This window comes from Streptomyces sp. NPDC059850 (assembly GCF_042731515.1).
In the GTDB taxonomy this organism is placed as follows: domain Bacteria; phylum Actinomycetota; class Actinomycetes; order Streptomycetales; family Streptomycetaceae; genus Streptomyces.
On record NZ_JBHWJI010000026.1, the window covers coordinates 19,591 to 42,553 of the forward strand.

Sequence of the window (22,963 nt, forward strand, 5' to 3'; positions counted from 1 at the left end):
CGACTCCTTTCCATGGAGGGGTTCAGCGGGTGGCGGCGGGTGTGTCGGCCACCGCCGCCGGGCCGGTTTCGGAGCCGGGCTGCCGTGCGGGGCTGCGCCACAGCAGGATCAGCACGACGGAGACGGCCAGCGACACGACGGGGATGAGCAGGCCCGCGGTGACGGTGCTGCCGTCGGTCTCCTTGCCGACGATGTACGGGCCGAAGAACCCGCCGAGGTTGCCGATGGAGTTGATGGCGGCGATGCCGACCGCGGCGTGGGTCTTGGACAGGCTGTCGGTGGTGAGCGCCCAGAACGGCGGCAGCCAGGCGAAGGCGCCGATCCCGGTGATCGCGAGCGCGACCACCGCGGGCCCGGGGTGGTTTCGCAGGGCGATGACGGCGGCGAGGCCGACGGCTCCCATGGCGAGGGGGATGGCGACCAGGTATTTGCGTTCGCGGGCGCGCTTGGACAACTGGGCGGTGACCAGCAGCGCGAGCGCGGCACAGATATAGGGGACGGCCGCGGTGAAGCCGATGTTGGTGGCCGAGTAGGCGGGGTTGATCTGCTTGATGATCAGCGGCAGGAAGAGGTTGAACCCGTAGGTGCCGATGGCGAGCGCGAGATGGGTGGCGGCCAGGTGCAGCACCCGGCGGTTGCGCAGGGCGGCGAGCTGCGCCCGTATGCCCTCGTCGTGGCCGGTGCCCTGCTCGGACTCCAGGGAGGTGCGCAGCCAGTCACGGTCGGCGGGGGCGAGCCAGCGCGCGGTGGCCGGGGAGTTGGGGAGGAAGGCGTACGTCACGACGGCCATCAGGACGGCGGGGACGCCGGTCAGGATGAACAGCCAGCGCCAGCCCGCCATGCCGAACCACCCGGTGTGGTCCAGGATCAGACCGCCGAGCAGCCCGCCGCAGATGAACGAGACCGGCTGGGCCAGCACCAGCCAGCCGAGCGCGACGGCCCGGTCGCCGGAGCGGAACCACAGGGTGAGGTAGACGATGATGCCGGGGAAGAAACCGGCTTCCGCGATGCCGAGCAGGAAGCGCATCACGTACAGCATCTGCACGTTGGTGGTGAACCCGGTGAGTACGGTGATGATCCCCCAGGTCGCCATGATGCGGGCGAGCCAGGCGCGGGCGCCGAAGCGGCGCAGCAGCAGATTGCTCGGCACCTCGAAGAAGAAGTACGCGACGAAGAAGATCGAGGCGGCGAGGCCGTACGCGGCGGCCTTGATGCCCAGTTCGGTGCCCATGCCCAGCTGGGCGAAGCCGATGTTGGTGCGGTCGACGTACGCGATGACGTAGCCGACCGCGATGAGCGGGAGGATGCGCCAGGAGATGCGCGAGACGGCCGCGCGCTGCCCGGCCTCGTCCAGGGCCGGGGCGGGGGTGCCGCTGGGTGCGTGTGTCATGTGCTTCCTCGATCGTGCGCATCGTTGCGCGTCGTGCGGGAGGAGGGCGGCTCAGCTCATGATCAGTCCGCCGTCGATGTTGACGGCCTGTCCGGTCATGTAGTCGGAATCGGGTGAGCAGAGGTAGAGGGCGAGGCCCGCGACGTCGTCCGGTGTCTGCGGGCGGCCCATCGGTACGGTGGCGGTGCGCCGCTGCCACGCCTCGCCCGCGGTCCACCCCTCGGTGGCGGACCACTCCTGGTCGATCTGGCGCCACATGTCGGTGCCGACCAGGCCGGGGCAGATGGCGTTGACGGTGATGTCCGGCGCCAGCGCGTAGGCCGCGGTCTGGGTGAGGCTGATGACGGACGCCTTGCTGGCGCGGTAGTGCGGGGTGAGGGGTGCCATCGGACCGGCGCCGTAGCGTCCGGCGATCGACGACATCGTGATGATCTTCCCGCGCGGACGGGCGGTTCGCAGGGGTTCCTGCGTGCGCATCCGGACGGCGGCGGCCTGCATGGTCAGGAACGCGCCCTTGACGTTGACGGCGAACGTGGCGTCCCAGTCCGCTTCGGTGATGTCCAGGAAGGGTTTGACCTGCACGATGCCCGCGTTGCAGACCATGACGTCGAGCCGCCCGAGGCCGTCGGCGGTGCGCGCCACCATCTCGGCGCAGTCGGCGGCCCGGGTCACATCGCCCTCGACGGCGAGCGCCGGGCGGCCGAGGGCGGCCACTTCGGCGCGTACGGCCTCGGCACGGGCGGCGTCGCGGTCGATGACGGCCAGGTGCGCGCCCGCCGAGGCGAGCCGCAGGGCGATCGACCGTCCGATGCCGCGCCCGGCACCGGTGACCGCGACGCAGAGACCGCTGAGGTCTGCCACTCTCGTCCCTTTCGTCGATGCGCCCGGCGGGAGAGGGTGGGCAGGCCGGGCCGCTGAGACTGGGACACTAGAGTTCGGCAATCTGGGATACAAGAGGTACGCGCAAGATTGCTTTCGCGATGCGTTACGCCGTGGTGCGGGGCGGTGTCACCCTCCGCCGAAGTCTCCCCCGCCGAAGCCGCCGCCATCGAAGCCGCCGCCGAAATCGCCCGAGTCGAAGTCGCCGCCCGATTGGTCGCCGCCGGAGTAGTCGCCCGCCGGACCGGCGCCGTAGTAGTCGCCGTACGCGAGGGGTGAGGCGAGCGAGGTGCCGAGCAGGGTGCCCGCCAGCAGGCCCGGCAGCAGCGCGCCGCCGTAGTAGCCGGTCGCCCAGGGCGCGTAGACGGGTCCGGCGTCCCAGTACGGGCGCCGCCCCTTGGCGGTGTCGACCTGCCGGGCCAGCGGTTCCTCGCCGTCGTCCAGCCGGGCGGCGTCGGCCGCGCACACCGGGACGGTCCGCTCGGATGTGCTGCCCGCCGGGGTCCACTGCCGGTCCTCGACGGAGGGGCCGTGCCGTGGGTCGAAGAAGCACGGCGGGCGGCGCTCCGGCAGCGGCCTGCCGTCCTGCCTGGCCTCCAGGGTGGCCAGCGAGAACCGGCCGTCCTCCAGGGCCTCGCTCACATCCCGTACGTCCCTGGGGGACCGCGCCTTCTCCATTCCCGTCTTCGCGTGCTCGTAGGAGTCCAAGGCCCGGGCGTAGTCCTCGCGCATCGCGTCGTCGGCCTTCGGGGACGACGGCTCGAAGCCGATCCGGGTCAGCTCCTCGCCGAAGGCGGTGATGTCCTCGTCCACCACCGGGCGGAGTTCTTCCAGCCGGGCCCGGTCCTGCTGCTGCCGCCGCTTGGTGACGCGCCTGCTCACCAGGAAGGTGCCGCCGACGCCGACGATGACGAGCACGCCGAGCGTGATGAGCAGGCCCAGCGCGCCGGTGCTGCTGGTGGGCGTGGCGCCGTTGTTCCAGGTGGCGGGCGCGTCGCCCTTGACCTGCTCCACGGCCTGGTCGACGAAGTCGGTGAGCATGGCGCCGGAGTCGCCGGGGTGGGACCGCTGCGCGGCGCCGGTCAGGTTGTGTACGGCGTCGCGGGACAGGACGGAGCGGTCGGCGCCCGCGTCGAAGCGGTCACCGAGCGCGACCGCGTACACACCGGTGACGCCGACCTTCGTCCGCAGATCCTGCAGCAGGGTCGACCGGTCGTGCTTCTCGGCAGCGGGGAACGCGGCGACGAAGACCGGCTTGCCCGCCTTCTCGATCTTCTGCGACAGGGCGTCGGCCTCAGTCCGGGGCAGGATCTCCCGGGCTCGTGGATCGACGTAGACCGGCCCGTTGCGCAGCGAGGCCGCGGCGGTGTCGAGGGAGTCGGCGGCGCGTGCGCCGGGAGCCGCGACGATGGCGGCGAGCAGCAGCGCGAGCACGACCAGCGGAAGCACCAGCGTCATCCGGAAGACGCGTCGTACGGTCTTCATATCTACGACGCTAGCCCATTTTGCTTAACTTTGGGGTTTTTGTTCTTTACGGGTCCACAGCCTGTCCCAGTCGGTGAGACCGTTCCGGTGACGCCTTGAGCCGGGCGGCGGAGGCCGACCATACTTGCGGCCATGTCGAATGCTGCTGGCCCGCTCGTGGAACGCCTCCACGTCGATCTGTGCCGCCAGTCCAGCGCCTGCTGTCGCCCCTGATCCCGGCTTCTTCCCCACTGATCTTTCCTGCGGATCTTTCCTGCGGATGACGACGCTTCCGGCCCCGTAGCGGGCTTCTGACGGTTCGTCACCGCATTTCCGGCGCTCCGGCATGCAATGAAACGGTAGTTCCCCGTGTCCGACACGTCCCGTCGGCCACTTCGTACTGTGGTGCTGTCCAGCCTCCTGGGCACCACGGTGGAGTGGTACGACTTCTTCCTCTACAGCACCGCCGCGGGCCTCGTCTTCGGCGACTTGTTCTTCCCCACCGGCAACGACACCGTCGGAACCATCCTCTCCTTCGCCACCTTCGCGGTCGGCTTCCTGGCCCGGCCCATCGGGGGCCTGCTCTTCGGGCACATCGGCGACCGGATCGGCCGCAGACGCACCCTCGCCGTCACCATGAGCGTGATGGGCGGCTCCACCACCCTCATCGGCCTGCTGCCCACCTATCAGCAGATCGGCATCTGGGCGCCCGTCCTGCTGCTCGTCCTGCGCGTGGCGCAGGGCGTGGCGCTCGGCGGGGAGTGGGCCGGTGCCGTGCTGCTGTCGGTGGAACACGGCCCGGCGGGCCGCGAGGGCCGCTACGGCAGCTACCCGCAGATCGGGCTGGCTCTCGGGCTGGCGCTGGGGACGGGTGTGTTCGCCCTGCTCAGCAATGTGCTCAGCAACGACGCCTTCCTCAGCTACGGATGGCGGGTGGCCTTCCTGGTGAGTCTGCTGCTGGTCGTCCTCGGCATCACCGTGCGGCTCAAGGTGGACGAGACCCCGGCCTTCCGCCAGATCGAGCAGCGGCAGTCGGCGCCCCGGATCCCCCTGGCGCGGCTGCTGCGGGACCCGGGCACCCGGCGGCACACCGTGCTGGGCATGCTGGCCAGGTGGGGCGAGGGCGCCGCGTTCAACACCTGGGGGGTGTTCGCCATTTCCTACGCCACCTCGACGCTGGAGTTGCCGCGCACCCCGGTCCTGCTCGCCGTCACCTTCGCCGCACTGCTGATGGCCGTACTGATCCCGCTGTCCGGCTCCCTGGTGGACCGGCACGGGGCGCGCCGGATGTACATGGTGGGCATGGCACTGTTCGGGCTGAGCGTGTTCCCCGCGTTCTGGCTGTTCCACTCCACCGGCGTGTGGGGATTCGCCGCGGCGATCGCGCTGACGCTGGGCGTGGTCCACGCCACCTTCTACGCGGCCCAGGGCACCCTGTTCGCCTCCCTGTTCCCGGCGGAGGTCCGGTACACCGGCATGTCCGTGGTCTACCAGCTGTCCGGTGTGTACGCCTCCGGCATCACACCACTGCTCATGACGACCTTCCTCGCGCTCGGCCACGGCACTCCGTGGATCGCCTGCGGCTATCTCGCGGCCACCGCGGTCGTCAGCGTGTGGGCGTCCTCGCGGGTGCGGCCGTCCGACGTGCACTTCGCGTCCGGCACCGCCGACCGTCCGGTACGCCCCTCGGCTCCGAGGTCGGCGGTGGCCGTGAAGTAGCGTCCTCACGGCGGGCCGCGCCCGGCCGCGCCGCGTCGTCAGCGGTGGCCGCCGCGCCCCCAGCCGCGGTCGTGTCCGGCCCGGCTCCAGGGCTGCCCGTACTGCCCGTGCCATCCGTGGCGTCCGTGCCATCCGGGCTGCCTCTGCTGGCCGTACCAGGGGCCCGCCTGGCGCCCGGGCGGATCCGCCGCCGGGGGCCCCGGTCGGGGCGGTTTCGAGGGCTTCGACGGGGGCGGTGGCGCGGCGGACCGTGGCGGCGCCGGGGGCTCGGGCGGGCGCGGACGCGCCGGGGGCTCGGTGCGGGCGGGCTTCTCGGGCTTCGGGCGGACGACGGACACCTGGCGGGTCGCCGTCTCCCCGCCCCGGTCCGGGCGGGCCGTCTCGGTCCGGTGCCGGTTTCCGGCCGCCGAGTCGCCCGCCAGCCAGCGCTGTGACATCGCGGAGTCGTCCCGTGTTTTGACGACCAGCCCGGCCCCCTTCTCCGTGGAGTCGGGGGTCAGGGCCAGCTCCTGGTTCCAGCGCGGCACCAGGGTGCCCTGGAGGGTGAAGTCGTACCGCACGTTCGCGGCGTCCCGGCGCGAAGTGGTCTCGCAGGCGCCGAGCCGGATCGAGAAGCTCAGACGGGAGTTGAGGCAGAGGTCGGGGTCGGCGCCACTGCGCAGCAGGCCGTCGGCCTCGTACGACCACTCCTGGGTGGCCGCGGAGGCGCAGGAGACGGCCTCGGTCTCGGCGCCCGCCGTGGGCTTGCCGCCCACGATGTCGAGGCACAATCCGCTCGCGGCGTTGCGCAGTGGCCCCCGCAGGGTGTCCGCGCCGCTGCCACCGGCGCCGATCCAGGAGGGCTCCGAGCCGGGGGCGTCGGTGCCACCCGCGCCCGGTGTCGTCGAAGGGGTGTCGCGGTCGTACGCCGCGTCGTCGCCACCGCCGGACGGGAGGACGGACGCCACCGCCACCGACACCAGGACGCAGCCGCTCACCGTGGCCGCCGCCACGACGAGGAGCCGTCCACGGGTGACACGTGGCCGCCTTCGGCGCGCGGACGGGCGGGCCGCCAGGCGCACTGCCTGGCGCAACGCCGGGCCCGCCGCCGGGCGCGCCTTCCACCAGGGGTCCTTGCGCGCCGAGTGGCGAGGGCCGCTGGCCCGTGGCGCGCCGACCCGTGGCGGGGTGGAGGGCATGGGTGGTACGGGAGAGGCATGCGCGGCCGGGCCCGGTGCGGAGGCGCGGCGGCCGGGACGGGAGTCGAGGTAGTCCCGCGCGCCCCACCCCAGGACCGCCTCGGCGAGCAGGACGCCCGTCCGGCCGGTGGAGTGGTCCAGCTGGTCGGCGGCCTGACGGCAGTGTTCGCACCGGGACAGATGCTGCCGCAGATCGGGGTCGAGGTGGGTGTCGCCACGGTGGAGCGAGACGTCCAGCAGACGGCTGTAGTGTCGGCACTCCTCCTCGGGGGCCGTGTCGCAGTGGGCTTCGAGACAGGCCTGACGCCAGCGCTCACGGGCCCGCTCCAGCTCGGCGTGGGCTCCGTCGGACATCCCCAACATCCCTGCCGGTACGGCCAGTTGATCCGCCTCGACCTCCGTGTGCCACAGCAGGCAGCGGGCGCTGTCGGGGAGCCGCTGGAACGCACGGAACACCAGTCGTCTGTTCTCCGGCGGCCGCAGCCGCCCGTCCATGCGCCCCCGCTCCCTGGGGACGGCCCGCAGGCCGGGGTGGAGCAGTGCGCCGCGCGGGCCCGTGTTCCACTCCTCCGCGATGCCGCGCACGGTGGCGAGCACCCGTGGCCGCCACGCGGTGGCCGGTGCGGTCCGCCGTAACGCTTCCCCGAGCAGTCTGGTGAACGCGGCGGAGGTGAGGATCCCCGCCGGGTGGGGGCCCGTGGTGCACAGGCTCGCGTAGGAGAAGGCCGCCTCCCAGTGACGGCCCAGCAGCTCCCCGTGCGTCAGGGCAGCATCGTTCACGTCTTTTCCCTTTCACAGGGCAGCGAGAAAAGTCCGTACCAGTGGGGGGTGTCGGCCCTGTCGGTGGCGCGGAAAATCACCTTCCCACGTGGCGACACCTGCACCTTTGCATACGGAACCGATGCGGCTCAAGGGAGTTCACATTATTCGACTTCAGGCGCCACGAAGGGCCACTGACATGTCCACTGGCGTTACGAAACGCAAAGTGGTGAACGAATTCACCCATTGCGCCGGGCTACTACTCGGTAGGCATTGGACATCTTCCCCAGCCCGGCCAGTGGCTTGAGCAGCAGCCGGTCCAGGGTGGTGGCCACGACGAGGGCGGGAATGGCCGCCACCAGACCCGCGCAGCGCAGCAGCCAGCGCGCGCGGCCGGGCGGCTTGGCCAGCCAGGGGGCGTCGTCGACGGGCAGGGCCGCGTTGGCCGCCAGCCACACGGCGCCGAGCAGGTCGACCGTGTCGGACGACTCGCGGTGCTGTTCGAGGACCACGGTGAAGCCGAGCGCTTCCAGCTCCTTGCGCAGGGCCGCCACCGGGAGGAAGTACAGGTGCTGGGGCTGGAGCCAGGGCAGCCAGAAGCGGCCGAAGAGGCGGGCGAACCAGCACTCCGGGTCGGGCACTTCGATGAGCAGATGGCCACCGGGGCCGAGGGCGCGGTGGGCCGCGCGGAGTTCCGCGCGGGGGTCCGTACTGTGCTCCAGGTAGTGGAACATGCTGACCACGTCGTAGCGGCCCGCCAGCCGCTCCCCGGCCAGCTCCGGGAAGCTGCCCCGGATGCCGTGGTCGATCCGGCCCTCCCGCTCGGCCAGTTCGACGCCCTCGGTGAAGTCCAGCCCGTCGAAGACCGTGTCGGGGAAGACGGTGCGGGCCACTTCGGGGAAGTGGCCGTGGCCGGTGCCGACGTCGAGCCACTTCGCCGGGGCGTCGGCGGCGGGTCTCAGCGCCTCCGCGCGGCCGCGGTACATCTTCTGCCGCCCGGAGAACACGTTGCCCATGCCCTCCTCCCCCAGCCCGTCGTAGAAGTCGCGGTAGTAGAACTCCAGCCCGTCGCCGTTCAGCCGGGGGTTCTGGAACACCAGGTGGCAGTCCCGGCACAGGTCCAGTCCGAAGCGGCCCGGCTTGTTCTGGAACCGGTCCCTGGTGCGCAGCCGCCGCTTCAGCCGGGATGAGCCGCACAACGGGCAGTCCGTGCGGCGCGGTTCGAAGAACCGCTCGGTGCCCTGGTCGAGGTCGGCCTGGTAGCGCGGCCGGAGCGCGGCCACGGCCTCGGCGCGGGACGGTCGCGGGGCTTCCGCGCCGGGTATGGACGAGGTGGCGTTGTCCTGGCTCATCGTTCCCCCTCGGGGATCGTGGTGGCGTGGGTGGTGGCCGTGGTGGCGGCCAGTCGCTCCAGGTGTCGCGCGGCCGCGCGGGCGCCGCCCGCCGCGCGGAAGGACGCGCCGACGCGCTCGGCGGCGGCGCGGTGGCCCGGTTCGTCCAGCACGGCGTCGATGGCCTCGCCGAGCGCCGCCGCCCGCGCCCTGCCGAACCTGACCCGGACGCCCGCGCCCGCGGCCACCACCTGGGCGGCCACCACGGGCTGGTCGTCCCGGATCGGGGCCACGACGAGCGGGACACCGTGCCACAGGGCCTCGCACACGGTGTTGTGGCCCGCGTGGCACACGACCGCGGACACCTTTTCCAGCAGGCGCAGTTGGGGGATGCGCGGGATCGTGAGCAGGTTCTTGTCCCCGTTGATGGGTGGTCCGAGGGTGCCCGCCGGGTCGACGATGACCGTCTGGAAGCGGTCGGCCCTGGCCCGTACGGCGTCCCGCGAGGCGGCGAGGAATCGCGCCCCGGCGTCGGTGTTCGCGGTGCCGAGGGTGATCAGGACGGTGGGGCGGGCGGGGTCCAGCCACTCCCAGGGAAAGTCCGGTTCGGCCGGGCGCCCGGCGATGGACGGGCCCACGTACCGGATGTGGTCGGCCGCCCGTACGGGCCGCCCGGCCAGCTCCTCGGTGGTGAACGCGAGCACCAGGTCGGGCGAGAACCGGGGGTCGGCCGTGCCGTACCGGTCGCCGATCCGGCCCCGTAACGTGGCCAGCAGCCCGTCCAGCCAGGCGTCGATCTTGGGCATGCCGTCCAGCGCGCCGGTGAACTCCGCCGAGGTGGTGGCGGAGGTGGCCCACCGTATGCCCAGCCGCTCGGCCACGAGCGGGCCCGCCACGGTCTGCTGGTCGGCCACCACCACATCCGGGCGGAACTCCTCGATGGCGCACGCCACGCCGGGGGCCATGGCCTCGGCGAGCGGCACCAGGAAGTCCTCCCACAGGAACTTCAGCGCGCCCGGGCCGCGCACCTCGGGCGGGCGCTCCGCCCCGCCGTCGCCGATCACCGGCCCGGCGCAGCGGTGAACCGTGGCGCCGGGGCCGACCAGCGGTTGTACGACCTCCGGCAGCCCGGCCCAGGCCACGTGGTGGCCACGGGCGGTCAGTTCGGCCGCGACGCCGACGGTGGGGTTGACGTGGCCGACGAGCGGCGGGACGACGAAGAGGAAACGGCTGCCGGGCGCGGGTGCGGATGCAAGCGCAGGTACGGGTGCGGGTACGGGTACGGCCATGTCGCTCACGACACATCAGCCCCTTCGAACCCACGCCGTCGGGACAGAGCCGCCACCGGGACGGCGGCGCTCTCCTGTTCGCCGATCCAGGACAGCAGCAGTGCGCGGATCCGCGCGGGCGCCTCGGCGAGCACCGAGTGCCCCTCCCCCGGCAGCATGACGGTCCGGGTGCCGGGTGGCAGCGCCCTGAGCCATCCGTCCTCACCGGCGAGTTCGGAGTCGGCGCCGTACACGGCCAGAGCCGGGCAGCGCAGCGAGCGGGCCCGCTCCTCGCTCACCGTCCGGCTCGCCGCCACGTCCTCGGCGATGGTGGTCGTACGGACCAGCCGGGCCGCCGACTTGGCCAGCCGTGCGGTGTGCGCGCCCCGGTGGGCGGTGACCCAGGCCAGCGACTCGGCCTCGTGGGCGACGAGTTCGACGACGATGCGGCGCATGATGCCGCTGATGTCCGTCAGCCAGCCCTCGGTGGCGGGTTTCGCCTCGATCGTGGCGATACCGGCCACCCGTTCCGGGTGGCGCAGGGCGTATCCGTACGCCACTGTGCCGCCGAAGCAGTTGCCGACCAGGTGAACGGGGGTGGTGATGTCCAGCTGGTCGAGCAGCCGCTCCAGATCGCTGACGAACGTCTCCAGCCGGTAGCCGGAGCCGGGGCGCTCGCTGCGGCCGTGGCCCCGCTGGTCGTACATCACCACCTCCAGCCCGGCGGCGGCGAGGTCCGGGGCCACCGTGAAGTACCAGCTGGCCAGGGAGTCGGTGAGCAGTCCGTGGACGAGGACGACGGTGGCGGTGGGCGGGCGGCCGCCGGGCGGGGACAGCCGCTGTACGTGCAGACGGATGCCGTCCGGTCCGTCGCCGGTGCCGGGCGGGCCGCCGAGGTGGATCATCGCCATGGTCAGCTCCCCTCGCCCACTCTGACCTCGGCGGCTCGGACTTCTGTCGCAGCGAGACAGCGCACGATGTACTCCACGAGCTGTCCGACGGTGAGGCCGATGATCTCGTCCAGCTCCAGATCGGCCACGAATTCGGCGAAGTTGACCTCCTGCCCGTACCGGTCCTGAAGGGTGCCCGCGAGGGTCACCAGGTCGATGCTCTCCAGCTCCAGGTCATCGGTGAAACGGGTGTCCATGGCGACCTCGATGTCGTCGAGGCCCTCCTCGTCGAGCATGGTCCGGAGCATTCCGGCGACGTCCGCGAGCACGGTCGATGGTGTATGCGCGGGTGCCGGGGCGGTGGGTTCGACGGTGGTCACTGATCGGTCTCCTCGTCCTGATCCCGGTGGCCCGGACCGGTCGTCCAGGCCACGGCGTACTCCCTGCCCGGCAACCCGGACGGGTTGGCGGTCGTCGTGCAGTGCACCCGGTAGCGGCGCGGCGGATGTCCGGGGGCGGGGGCCACCTCGACGGTGAGCCGCGTCGTGTCCGCGCCGACGACGGTGATGTCCCGGCCGGTGCCGTCCGCCTTCGCCACCGCCTCCTTGGCGGCGGTGGCGAAGGCGGTCGCGCGGCGGTCGGGGGCGGTGGCGAGGGCCGCCTGGTCGAGGTCGGCGATCTCCTGGATGGCGATGCCGGGGCCGCCTTGCGTGTTTTCGGCGTGGCGCGGCACCACCAGGGCGACCCCGGCCTCGGCCGCGTGTGCCAGCGTCAGATCCAGCGGGGGCAGGGTCCGGCCGTGGACGCCGACGGCGTACGGGCGGCCGTCTTCGTCGTCGTACACCCGGATCTCGGCCGGGAAGACCGGCCCCTCTCCGTGCTCCCACAGCCACCGCCGTACCGCGTCCTTGGCCGCGATCCGGCCCAGCAGCCACTGTCTGCGGCCGAGCGGTGGCCGCCGCGCGTACTCGGCGCGTTCGGCGCTGCCCAGGTGATTGCGCATGATCAGATCCCGCGAGGCCAGATCCGGCCAGCGCTCGTACACCAGCGACCAGCCGCCCGGCTGGGGCCGTGACAGCGTGTTGCGCTGCGGGAAGCGTTCCACCGGGCGGGTCTGCGGATCGTTGTCGAACCGGCGGTCGTGCCAGCCGTTCAGCTCCGCCCACACCTGACCGCCGGTCAGCAGCTGGACGTCCGCTTCCAGCGCCGCATCGGTCAGCGCGACGATCCTGACCAGGCACTCCACCTCGGTGCCGGGCTGCGGAGGCGGACCGTAGAAGCGCATCAGGCGCATGCCGACCGGGAAGACGACGGAGCGCTTGGTGCGGGTCGCCATGATCCAGTACCCGAGGAGCTGACCGACGTTGTCCAGAAGCGCGCCGGGCGCGGCCGGGGTGGCGATCGTGCCGCGCACATGCGACTCCCCGATCGCGGTGAGCCGGGTGAGCCCCTGGAACGCCGGGCCGTGGAACATCCAGCGCTCGCCGTAGATCTGCGCCGCCGTGTGCTCGGGTTCGCGCTCGGCGGCGGGGTCGATACGCCACGGCGCGGGCCGCTCGGCGGCGTCCGGGTAGCAGGCCGCGACCTGAACGGTGCCGCGTGCACTACGCCCGAACGTAGCGGTGTAGTGCGCCGGATCGGCGGCGGACGGTGTCACGGTGACCGCGACGGTGCTGGGCGGCGTCGCGGTCACCCACTGATCGAACCGCGCCCCCCGCACGGCCACGGCCACGGCCCCGTTTCCCGCCGCGTGCTCCGCCGCGTCGATGAGGTGCTGCACGATGGTGGTAGCCGGAACCACGGGCCATCGGTCGGACTCATCGGGCCAGCCGGGCCGCTGCGAGAAGAAGCAGTGATCGCGCAGGTAGGGCATGGCCTCGGTGGAAACGCGCACGTCAAAGGTCCGCGCGACCCGCCTGCCATGCCCCGCCGCGACCACCACGGCCGCCGTGTCGGCGGTCTCCCGGAGAAGCGCGTCGAACTCGGCGGCCCAGGGCGGGGGCGAGGGTGTGGCGCGGAGGGTGCCCGCCGCCGCGTGCGGCGGCATGACGTTGGGCGCGCCAACCGTCGCGGAGTACAGCGCCCCGGCGTGGGCCACGCCCACCGTCGCCGCGTGCGGCGGCACGGCCTGAGCCAGGTCCGCTGTCGCGGGGTGTGGAGGCGCTGGCTGGCTCGTGGCTGCCGTCGCCGGAAGGGGGGCCGGGGGGCGGAGCCCCCCGGTTTCGGGGAGGGGCGGGGTGGGGGAATTGCCCAGCAGCGCGCGCAGCTCCGCCAGGCGTGGCTCGGGCAGGGAGATCAGGGCGGCGTTCAGGTTCAGGCGCACGGGGACGGAAGGGCGCGTCGTCGTGGCAGGGCGCGGGAGGGTGGGGTCTACTTCGGCGCCCTCCGTCCATAGGGCCGTGGCTACGCGGCGCAGTTGGGCTACGCCGTCGCGGTGGGGGGAGTTCGCGGCCACCGCGATGTGGTCGCGGCCCTGCAGGGTGTCGCCGATGAGCGAGGTCAGCTGGCCGGTGCCCAGCTGGACGAAGGCGCGGAAGCCCGCGTCGTGCAGGGCCTCGGTCAGCTGCCGGAACCGCACCGGTTCCAGGAGGTGCCGGACGAACAGCCGCCGCACCTCGGCCTCGGTGTCGGGATACGGCGCGGCGGTGGTGCCGGACCAGACGGGGACGCGGGGGGGCAGGAGGAGTTCAAAGCGCTCCGCCAGGGTCCGGATGGGGTCGAGGTAGGGGGCCAGCATGGGGGTGTGGAAGCCGGATTGGAACGGCAGGACCTGCGCGATCACGCCCGTCGCGCGCAGCGACCGGACGAACGCCTCGACGTCGGCCCGGGGCCCGCACACCATCGACTGGCTGGGCGCGTTGTCGTGCGAGAGCACGATGCGGTTCTCCGGCAGCTCCGCGAGCGCGCCGAGGACGCGTTCCGCGCCCGCGCCGAGGGCGGCGAAGGTCACGCCGGGGACGCGCAGCACGTCGGGATCGAAGGAGTCGAGGAAGGCGTCGACCGCGTCGCCCGCGTAGAGGCCGCCCGCGGCCATCGCGGACCACTCGCCGACGCTGTGTCCGGCCACCGCGTCCGGCACGATGCCCATGCGCCCGAGCGCCGCGTGGAGCAGTCGTCCGACGCCGAAGACACCGACGCCGTGGCGGCCGATGTCGCCCACGCGGGCGGCCTCGCCGTACTGGTCACCAGTCTTGCGGGACAGCCCGAAGTACTCGGCGATCCCGTCCGTGCGGGGTTCGAACTCGGCCTCCAGGCCGGGGAAGACGAAGGCCAGTTTCCCGCCGGTCGCGAGCAGCGGCTCCGGGGTGAACCAGACGTCGTTGCGGCCGCGCCATGGGCGCCCCTTGGCGACCACGCGCCGCGCGAGGGCGAGGCGTTTGGCGGTGGGGCCGACGATGCCGAGCCGGGTGCCAGCACGGCTAGCGGACGCGGGCGCGGTGGCCCGTACGGTCGCCTCGTCGGCCGCGAGCAGTTCGGCCAGCCGCTCCGGCGTGTCCACGGCCAGGGCGAGCACCCGCTCGGGTTCGGTCACGACCGCCGCCGGGCGGCGCTTCACCGCCTCGGTCGGCTCCTGCTCCAGCACCACATGCGCGTTGATGCCACCGAACCCGAAGGCGTTGACCGCCGCGCGCCGCACGGTGGCCTCCCACGGCGTGGCCGCGTCGAGGGTACGGAAGCGGGTGGCCATGAGCCCCGGGTGCGGGTCGTCGCAGTGCAAGGTGGGCAGCAGCCACCCGTGGTGGACGGCGAGGGCGGCCTTGACGAGACCCGCGACCCCGGCGGCGGGCATGGTGTGGCCGATCATCGACTTCACGGAGCCGATGACGGCGGGCTCGCCACGAGCAGACCCGGGCCCGAACGCCTCGGCCAGCGTGGTGAGTTCGGCCGCGTCCCCGGCGGGCGTGGCCGTGCCGTGCGCCTCCAGCAGGCCGATCGAGCCCGGTGCGCGCGGGTCGAGGCCCGCGGCGCGCCAGGCCTGCCGTACGGCGCGGGTCTGGCCGCCCGGGTCGGGGTTGACCAGGCCGGTGGCGCGGCCGTCCGAGGCCACGCCCGTACCGCGGATGACGGCGTACACGCGGTCGCCGTCGCGCCGCGCGTCGGCGAGCCGTTTGAGGACGACGACACCGGTGCCCTCGCCGATCAGCAGGCCGTCGGCGGCGCGGTCGAAGGGCCGGATGCGCTGGCTCGGGGACAGGGCGCGCAACTGCGTGAAAACACTCCACAGGGTGATGTCGTGGCAGTGGTGCACACCGCCCGCGAGCATCACATCGCACCGCCCGGAGGCCAGTTCCGCCACCGCCTGGTCGACGGCGACGAGCGACGACGCGCACGCGGCGTCCACGGTGTAGGCGGGCCCGCGCAGGTCGAGCCGGTTGGCGATGCGGGAGGCGGCGAGGTTGGGCACCAGCCCGATGGCCGCCTCGGGGCGGTCCGGGCCGAGCTGTTCGGTGAAGGCGTCCCGGATCCGGTCCAGGTGGCCGGGGCCGAGACCGGGCAGCAGCTCGCCGAGGGTCCGTACGAGCTGGTGCGCGGTACGGACCCGCTGGTCGAGCCGGACCAGCCCGGGGGTGAGGTAGCCGCCCCGGCCCAGTACGACGCCCACCCGCTCGCGGTCGGGCAGCCGGTCGCCACCGCCCGCGTCGGCGAGGGCGGCCGCCGCGACACCGAGGGCGATCAGCTGGTCGGGCTCGGTGCCGGACACCGAGTTCGGCATGATGCCGAACCGGGCGGCCTCCACCTCCGCGTACGTGTCGACGAAGCCGCCCCGGCGGCAGTACACCCGGTCGGGCGCGGCCGGGGTGCCGGTGCCGCCCTGCGGGTCGTAGAACCCCGCGTCCCACCGCCCGGCCGGGACGTCGGTGATGGCGTCCACGCCACCGGTCAGGTTGCGCCAGTAGGTGTCCAGGTCCGGGGAACCGGGCAGCAGGACGGACATCCCGACGATGGCCACCGGTGGCAGCTGGTGACGGTCGGTCATGGTCACCAGCCCGAGGCGGTGTAGACGACCGTCTGGTCCGGCTCCTCGCCCCAGGCCAGCTCGCGCAGCAGCGCCAGCGCGCCCTCTTCGGGATCGATGAGCGAGATGCCACGGCGGGCGTACTCCCGGCCGAGTTCCGGTGTGACCATGCCGCCGTGGGCACCGCTCGGGGCCCACGGCCCCCAGTGCACGGTCAGCGCCCGGCGGCCGGTGCGGTCCCGCCACCGCGCGGCGAGGGTTTCCAGCGCGTCGTTGGCCGCCGCGTAGTCCACCTGGCCCCGGTTGCCGAGGGCGGCGGAGATGCTGCCGAACAGCACTGTGAACGCCGGAGGTTCGGGCAGTTCCGCGAGGGCGTCCAACAGGGTCCGCGCGCCGTCCACCTTGGTGCCGAAGACCCGCCCGAAGGACGCGGCGGACTTCTCCGCGATCAGCCGGTCCTCGATGACACCGGCCGCGTACACGACGCCGTCCAGCCGCCCGTGGTCGACGTGGATCTGCTTCACGGCCTGGAGCACCGCCGCGTCGTCCCGGACGTCCAGCGAGCGGTAGCGCACCCGGCTGCCCAGGGCGCTCAACTCCGCTACGGTCGCGGCGACTTCGCGCCGCGCGAGGATCCGGGCCACTTCCCGCTCGATCTCGGCCGGTGTCGCCCCTCCCCGGGCGGCGAGCACCGCGCGCAGCGCCGTCTCGTCGCGCGCCGGGGCGGTGTCCGGGGCCTCCGGGCCGGTGGGCTCTGGCGTGCGGCCGAGCAGTTCGATCCGGCAGCGGGCGGCGGACGCGAGGGCGAGGGCGCACCGGGCGGTGATGCCGCGCGCCCCGCCGACCAGGACCACCACGGAGTCGCGGTCGAGGCCGAGCGCGGCGGCCTCCGCCGCGCCGTCTCCGGCGGGCCCGGCGCCCGAGGCCGCGAGCGGCCCGAGCGGGGCCTGCGTCAGGTCCAGCCGGTGGCGGCGTCCGTCGGCGGTGCGCAGGACGACGGGCGTACGGGCGGGTGCGGACAGCTCGTCGAGCAGGGCGTCGGCCATGTCATCGGCGGACACGGGCGCGTCGGTGGCCAGCTCCACCAGGGTGGCGGCCGTGTCCGGGTATTCCCTGGCCACCGTACGGAACACTCCGCGCAGCCCGGCCGGGCGCGGGTCGAGCGGGTCGGCCACGCGCACGGCCAGCAGCCAGTGCGGTCCGCGCCGCAGCGCCGCCTGGAGCACGGCGAACGCCTCGGGCAGCAGGGGCGCGCCGGACCGGGCCAGCGGGTCGAGCAGCAGCACGCCATCCAGCGGGCCGTCCGCCTCGGCGAGAAGGTGGCCTGCGGCGAGCGGCAGGGCCTCGGCGCCGTGCGCGGCCAGGCGGGTGGCCACGGCGGTGGCTATCCCGTCCGTGTCCCCGCCGAGCAGGGCGAAGCGCTTGCCGCTGAGGTCGGGCCGCCCGCCCGTCTCCTCCAGAGGTACGGGCAGCAGCCGCATCCGCCGGGGCGCCACGCCCGGCACGGGGGTGGGTTCCTCCTGTACGACCACGGTGTCGGCGGGGGCGGTGTCAGCGACGGCGGGGGCGTGGGTGGCCGGGGCGAGACGCGCGGTGAGCCAGTCGGTGACGGCCGCCGTCGTACGGGCCTTGGCCAGCTCCTCCAGCTCCTCATCGCCCAGCGCGGCGGTTCCGGCACCCGCGACACCGAGGCGTCTGGCCAGCTCACCGGCGATCTCGGCGCGCTTGATGGAGTCGATGCTGAGGTCGGCTTCGAGGTCGAGATCGGGGTCGATCATGTCGACGGGATAGCCGGTGCGTTCGCTGATGATCTCGGAGACCGCGCGTAGGACATCGGGCCCGGTGGCGGGTGCGGCCGGTTCCTCCGCCACGGGTGGGACGGCGGCCGGTACGGCGGTGGCGGGCACCGGAGTGGGTGCCGCGGGCTGCGCTGGCAGGGGCAGCGCGGTGGCCGGGGCGGCCAGGGGCACGGGTGCGGCGGCGGCCACCGGTGGCGGCGCCGTGGGCCGCTCCCCCGGCGCTCCGCCGAAGTAGGTCAGCAGGACATCGCGCTGAGCGGCGATCATCTCGCGGCTGGTTCTCAGGTATTCGGCGATCAGGGCATCCCGGTCGGCCTCCCGGCCCCCGTGTCCGCCGTTGTCCGTGCGGTCCGTCTGGCTCACCATCGCCTCCACGACACGTCGGGCCGGTGCCAGCGCACCGGGGAGAAGGTCACCGTTCGCGGTGCGGACCAGGTGTCCGTCGACCGTCCATCCGGGCCGCTTCGGCGGGGCGGTGGACGCCGCGTCGACGGCGTCCCGGCCCCGGAACAGCCAGCCCGTACGCACCGGAACCCCGGCGACGGCCAGCTGGGCGAGGGCGTCGAGGAACCCGCGCGGGCCCTCGAAGGCACGCCGCCCACCCGTACCGGCGGCGCGTCGCGCGTCGCAGGCGACGGTACGGTGCGGCCGGTCGCCCAGGATCTCCGCCACCAGGCGGGTCAGCACGGTGCCGGGCCCGGCCTCCACGAAGACGCGGGCACCCGCCGCGTACATGGCCTCGATCTGCTCCTGGAAGCGGACCGGGGCACCGATCTGGGCGGCGAGTTCGACGCGGATGGCGTCCGGTTCGGCGCTGTGCGGGGCGGCGGTGCGGTTGGCCCAGACCGTGAACTCCGGTGTCCGCACCGGGTGTTCGGCCAGCGCCTCGGCGAAGCGCGGTCCGCCCCCGGCAACCAGTGGGCTGTGGAAGGCACAGGCCACCGGGAGCCGCCGGACCGTGTGCCCGGCCTCCCGCAGCAACGCGACCGCCTCGGCCACTTCGCGCTCGGGACCGGAGATCGCGGTCTGCCGGGGTGCGTTGTGGTTGGCGGCCACCACGTGTTCGGCGAGTCCGGCCTCCCGCAGCAGCCGCTCGACGTCGCCGGCCGGGGCGGTGACTGCGGCCATGGTGCCGGGTTCGTGTCCGGCGGCCTCGGCGGCGCCGAGGATGGCGGCGGCCCGCTCGGCGCTCAGCCGGGGCAGGGTGCGCGGGTCGAGGGCGCCCGCGGCGCACAGCGCGACCAATTCGCCGTAGCTGTGCCCGGCCGCCATGTCGGGCCGTACTCCGGCCTCGGTGAGCAGGGTGTGGGCGGCGAGCCCCACGATGCCCAGGGCGGGCTGGGCCACCCGGGTGTCGGTGAGGGCGGCGTGTTGCGCCTTCTTCCCGTCCTCGTCGAAGGCGGCCGGGGGGTACAGCACACCGGCGTAGCCGGAGCCGTGGAGCAGCTGGTGCCGCAGTTCGGGGAAGGCCACGAACACGTCCGCGAACATTCCGGGGCGCTGGCTGCCCTGCCCGGGGAAGAGGAAGGCCACCTTGCCCACGGGCTCGTCGGGCGCGGTGTCCGGCGCGGCCTCCGGGGCCACGTACAGCCCGTCGTTGTCCCGTCCGCCCGGTCTGGGCGGCGATCCGGAGACGGACACGGCCACGTCGCCCGCCAGCACCCGCCGTAACCGCTCGGCCAGGTCGTCCAGGTCCGTGGCCACCACCGCCACCCGCACCGGTTCGTGGCCCGCGTCGGCCCGCCGGGAGGCGGCCAGCGCGAGGTCGCGCAGCCGCCACGGCCGCCCCGCCGTGTCGTTGGCCTCGGCCTGCCGCAGCGTGTCCTCCACCGCGCGCAGCGCCGCCGCCCGGTCGGTCCCACGGAAGAGGAAGAGTTCGCAGGGCCAGGCGTCGAGTGTGTGCGCGGGTGGGGGCGCGCCCTTCCCGTGTGCCGCGAGCACCACATGGAAGTTGGTCCCGCCGAAGCCGAACGCGCTCACCCCGGCCACCCGGTCCACGGGTGCCGTGGCCCACGGCCGCGCCTCGGTGTGGAAGGCGAAGGGGCCACGCTCGGCGTCCCACGCCGGGTTCGGCCGCTCCACGTGCAGGGTCGGCGGCTTGACTCCCGTGTACAGCGCCAGCGCCGTCTTCACGAGCCCGGCCAGCCCGGCGGCGCACTTGGTGTGCCCGATCTGGGACTTGACGGAGCCGAGCGCACAGCCGCCGGGGGCCGCCCCGGCGTCCGCGAACACCTCGCTGAGGACGGTGAGTTCGGTACGGTCCCCCACCGCCGTGCCGGTGCCGTGCGCCTCGACCAGGCCGACGCTCGCCGGGGACACCCCGGCGCTCGCGTAGGCGCGCTCCAGCGCGGCCCGCTGGCCCTCGGGGCGCGGGGCGGTCAGCCCGAGCGAGCGGCCGTCACTGGACGAGCCGACGCCCTTGATGACGCCGTAGATCCGGTCGCCGTCGCGCTCGGCGTCGGACAGCCGCTTGAGGACGACGCACGCCACGCCCTCGCCGAGCGCGATGCCGTCGGCCGACGCGTCGAACGCCTTGGAACGGCCGGTCGGGGACAGGGCGTGCACGGAGGAGAAGAGCACATAGTCGTTGATGCCGTTGTGCAGGTCGGCGCCGCCGCACAGGACGAGGTCGCTGGTGCCCGAGGTCAGCTCCTTGCAGGCGACGTCGACGGCGGCCAGCGAGGACGCGCACGCCGCGTCCACGGTGTAGTTGGCGCCGCCGAGGTCGAGCCGGTTGGCGATCCGCCCGGAGATGACGTTGGCGAGCATGCCCGGGAACGAGTCCTCGGTGAGCCGGGGCAGCTGCTCGACCAGGGCCTCCGGCACCGCACGGAAGTACGACGGCAGAACGGTGCGCAGGGTCTGCGCGTTGGACAGATCGCTGCCCGCCTCGGCGCCGAAGACCACGGAGGTGCGCGAGCGGTCGAAGGCCCGGCCACGGTCAGTGGGATCCCCGTACCCGGCGTCGTCCAGGGCGCGGCGGGCGGCCTCCAGGGCCAGCAGCTGGACGGGTTCGATGCTGCCGAGGGAGGCCGGGGGGATGCCGTAGCGCAGCGGGTCGAAGGGGATGCGCGGCAGGAAGCCGCCCCACTGGGAGGTGGAGGCGCCGTCCCCGTCGCCCGTGTAGTGGACGGCGGGGTCCCAGCGCTCGGGCGGTACCTCGGTGATGGCGTCCACGCCGCCCACCACATTGGCCCAGAACGAGGCGAGGTCGGGAGCCTGCGGGAACATGCAGGCCATGCCGACCACGGCCACGTCCAGCGGCGCGGGCGCCGGGGCCGCCGAGGGGGCCGCGTCCACGCCGAGCGGCGTACGCAGCGCACCGGCCCGCTCGGCGAGGAAATCCGCCGAGGCCGGGCCCACCGCGTGGTGCAGCGCGGCGATGGTGGTGGTGGCGGAGCGCAGCACCGCGACCTGTCCGGCCATGAACATGCCGTCGGAGAGCTGGCGTTGCTCGTCGGCCTCGGTCAACCGGCCGTCGGGGGCGCGGTCCAGGCCTTTGCTGGCGATGCGCAGCCGCCCCACGTTCAGCCGCTCCAGCCGCTCCCACAGCTCCCGGTCGGGGACGCCCTCGTCCCGCAGCCGGTCCTTGAGGGCGTGATAGCTCTCGGTGAAGGGGCTCGGCACGCAGCGCGTGGCGTGGCCGGGGGCGGTCTCCAGCAGCGCGGTGCGCTCGGCGGCCAGCACCTGGCGCTGGAAGAGGGGCCGTACGGCGCCGTGCGCGACGGCCTCGTCGGTGAACAGGTACGCGGTGCCCATCAGCAGCCCCACGGCGACGCCGCGCCGGGTCAGCGGGGCGGCGAGCGCGGCCACCATCGCGGCGGACCGTGCGTCGTGCACGCCACCGGCGAAGTACACCTCGACGCGTGTGCGATCCGCTGGGTGTGCGGGGTCGTCGAGGTAGTCCTCGATGACCGCGAGCTGCGCCTCCCACAGCGGGAAGCTGGCGCGCGGGCCGACGTGGCCGCCGCATTCGGAGCCCTCGAAGACGAACCGCCGCGCCCCGCCCTCCAGGAACTGGCGCAGCAGTCCGGGCGAGGGCACATGCAGATACGTGGTGATGCCGTCCTGCTCCAGCGCCGCGGCCTGGGACGGCCGTCCGCCCGCGATGATGGCGTGGCTCGGGCGGATCTCCCGTACGGCCTCCAGCTGGGCGCTTCTGATCTCCTCGGGGGCGAAGCCGAGCACGCCCACTCCCCATGGACGCCCGGCCAGCGCGGCCGAGGCCTCCTCCAGCAGGGTGCGCGCCTGCTCGCGTCCGGCCAGGGCGAGCGCGATGAACGGCAGTCCGCCGTCCGCCGCGACGGCGGAGGCGAACCCCGCCCGGTCGCTGACCCGCGTCATCGGGCCCTGCGCGACGGGCAGTTGGGGCGCGGCCTCGTGCGCGGCGTCCCGTACGGCGTCCTGGACGGCCTCAGCGACGCCTCGGACGGCGCGCCCGACGTCTCCCCAGCGCTGGGCGAACCGTGCGGCGAGGAAGCCGTCCTGGCCCACCGGCAGGGGTGGCGGCACGGGGTGCGGGGAGCGGGCTCGCGGGCGCAGCGCGCGGTGTCCGTCGACCACGGTGGTCTCCGACCCGTCCATGGGCCGGAGCAGCGCGGCGCGGTCTTCGGGGAGCCCCGATTCGGCGAGCAGGGCCAGCTGGGTGTCCAGGACGACCCCGGCCGCGCCGCCGATCACCGCCGCGGCGGCGGTACGCGGGCCGATGCCGCCCCAGGCCCACACCGGTACGGACACCTCGGGCTCGGCCAGGAGCCGCTGGAGCAGGACGAAGGTGCTCAACTCGCCTACCGGGCCGCCGCATTCACTGCCCCGGGCGATCAGCCCGTGCGCCCCGGCCCGTACCGCTTCGAGGGCCTGGTCCAGGTCGGCGACCTCGGCCAGTACGCGGTGGCGGGCGGCGACGGCGTCGATGGGCCAGGGCGCACCGGCACCGAGGATGACAGTGTGCGGTCCGGGCCCGCCGGGCCCTGGGGGTCCGGCGTCCGGTGGCGCCGCGTGCCGCAGATCCGCGGGCGTGAGGGGGCAGCCCGCCGCCACCCGCACCCCGTACCGTCCGTCGGCCACCCAATCGTTGACGCGTTCCCACGCGTCCAGTGCTGTTCGGCGCGTCGTTCCCAGGTCGAGGACGCCGAGACCGCCCGCGCGGCTGACCGCCGCGGCGAGTCGGGGGTCCGGTTCCCCGAACGGAGTGATGCCTATAACAAGATCGCCAGGATACGCAACGGATGACATGTTTTCTCCGGGTAAATCGCTAAAGCCGCGAAAGGGGAGATAATTCTGGCATGTGCATCTAACGTACGGCTTGCGCCATTTACACAGAACGACG

General features: G+C 73.7%; 12 protein-coding genes. 2 read left to right on the forward strand and 10 right to left on the reverse strand.

Features of this window, described 5'->3' with window-relative positions; genetic code table 11:
* Positions 1 to 22: 22 nt before the first annotated feature.
* The 3 genes from ACFV9T_RS22200 to ACFV9T_RS22210 form a co-directional block, all read right to left on the reverse strand.
* Positions 23 to 1,390 carry an MFS transporter gene (locus ACFV9T_RS22200; protein ID WP_385442959.1) on the reverse strand — a complete coding sequence of 456 codons (1,368 nt, stop codon included), beginning with the start codon at positions 1,388 to 1,390 and terminating at the stop codon, positions 23 to 25.
* 51 nt (positions 1,391 to 1,441) lie between these two features.
* The gene (locus ACFV9T_RS22205; protein WP_385442961.1) at positions 1,442 to 2,251 is read right to left on the reverse strand and encodes an SDR family NAD(P)-dependent oxidoreductase; all 810 of its coding nucleotides are present in this window, start codon (positions 2,249 to 2,251) and stop codon (positions 1,442 to 1,444) included.
* A gap of 147 nt (positions 2,252 to 2,398) precedes the next feature.
* The gene (locus ACFV9T_RS22210) at positions 2,399 to 3,754 is read right to left on the reverse strand and encodes a hypothetical protein (RefSeq protein ID WP_385442963.1); all 1,356 of its coding nucleotides are present in this window, start codon (positions 3,752 to 3,754) and stop codon (positions 2,399 to 2,401) included.
* 132 nt (positions 3,755 to 3,886) lie between these two features.
* Between ACFV9T_RS22210 and ACFV9T_RS22215 the strand changes: the two genes are divergently transcribed.
* Together ACFV9T_RS22215 and ACFV9T_RS22220 are read left to right on the forward strand one after the other, a co-directional pair.
* Positions 3,887 to 3,967, forward strand: coding sequence for a putative leader peptide (locus ACFV9T_RS22215; RefSeq protein ID WP_373689238.1), 81 nt, complete (start codon positions 3,887 to 3,889; stop codon positions 3,965 to 3,967).
* A gap of 171 nt (positions 3,968 to 4,138) precedes the next feature.
* Positions 4,139 to 5,452 carry an MFS transporter gene (locus ACFV9T_RS22220; RefSeq protein WP_385442966.1) on the forward strand — a complete coding sequence of 438 codons (1,314 nt, stop codon included), beginning with the start codon at positions 4,139 to 4,141 and terminating at the stop codon, positions 5,450 to 5,452.
* Positions 5,453 to 5,490: 38 nt separating this feature from the next.
* On the opposite strand, the gene ACFV9T_RS22225 is transcribed toward ACFV9T_RS22220, so the two are convergent.
* The 7 genes from ACFV9T_RS22225 to ACFV9T_RS22255 form a co-directional block, all read right to left on the reverse strand.
* Positions 5,491 to 7,410, reverse strand: a complete 1,920-nt coding sequence (locus ACFV9T_RS22225; RefSeq protein ID WP_385442967.1) for an RICIN domain-containing protein — start codon at positions 7,408 to 7,410, stop codon at positions 5,491 to 5,493.
* A 218-nt stretch (positions 7,411 to 7,628) separates the two neighbouring features.
* Complete coding sequence (locus tag ACFV9T_RS22230) at positions 7,629 to 8,741, reverse strand: class I SAM-dependent methyltransferase (protein WP_385442970.1); 1,113 nt, start codon at positions 8,739 to 8,741, stop codon at positions 7,629 to 7,631.
* Positions 8,738 to 10,009: a glycosyltransferase gene (locus tag ACFV9T_RS22235; protein WP_385443117.1), complete on the reverse strand. Its 1,272-nt coding sequence runs from the start codon at positions 10,007 to 10,009 to the stop codon at positions 8,738 to 8,740. The genes ACFV9T_RS22230 and ACFV9T_RS22235 overlap by 4 nt, the downstream gene beginning before the upstream one ends.
* Before the next feature lie 5 nt (positions 10,010 to 10,014).
* Positions 10,015 to 10,899 (reverse strand): alpha/beta fold hydrolase, encoded by an 885-nt coding sequence (locus ACFV9T_RS22240; protein ID WP_385442972.1) that lies wholly within the window; start codon positions 10,897 to 10,899, stop codon positions 10,015 to 10,017.
* 2 nt (positions 10,900 to 10,901) lie between these two features.
* Entirely contained in the window at positions 10,902 to 11,186 is a 285-nt protein-coding gene (locus ACFV9T_RS22245) for an acyl carrier protein (RefSeq protein ID WP_385443120.1), read from the reverse strand.
* A 68-nt stretch (positions 11,187 to 11,254) separates the two neighbouring features.
* The gene (locus ACFV9T_RS22250) at positions 11,255 to 15,856 is read right to left on the reverse strand and encodes a beta-ketoacyl synthase N-terminal-like domain-containing protein (protein WP_385442973.1); all 4,602 of its coding nucleotides are present in this window, start codon (positions 15,854 to 15,856) and stop codon (positions 11,255 to 11,257) included.
* Between the two features lie 2 nt (positions 15,857 to 15,858).
* The gene (locus ACFV9T_RS22255; RefSeq protein WP_385442976.1) at positions 15,859 to 22,869 is read right to left on the reverse strand and encodes an SDR family NAD(P)-dependent oxidoreductase; all 7,011 of its coding nucleotides are present in this window, start codon (positions 22,867 to 22,869) and stop codon (positions 15,859 to 15,861) included.
* Positions 22,870 to 22,963 lie beyond the last annotated feature (94 nt).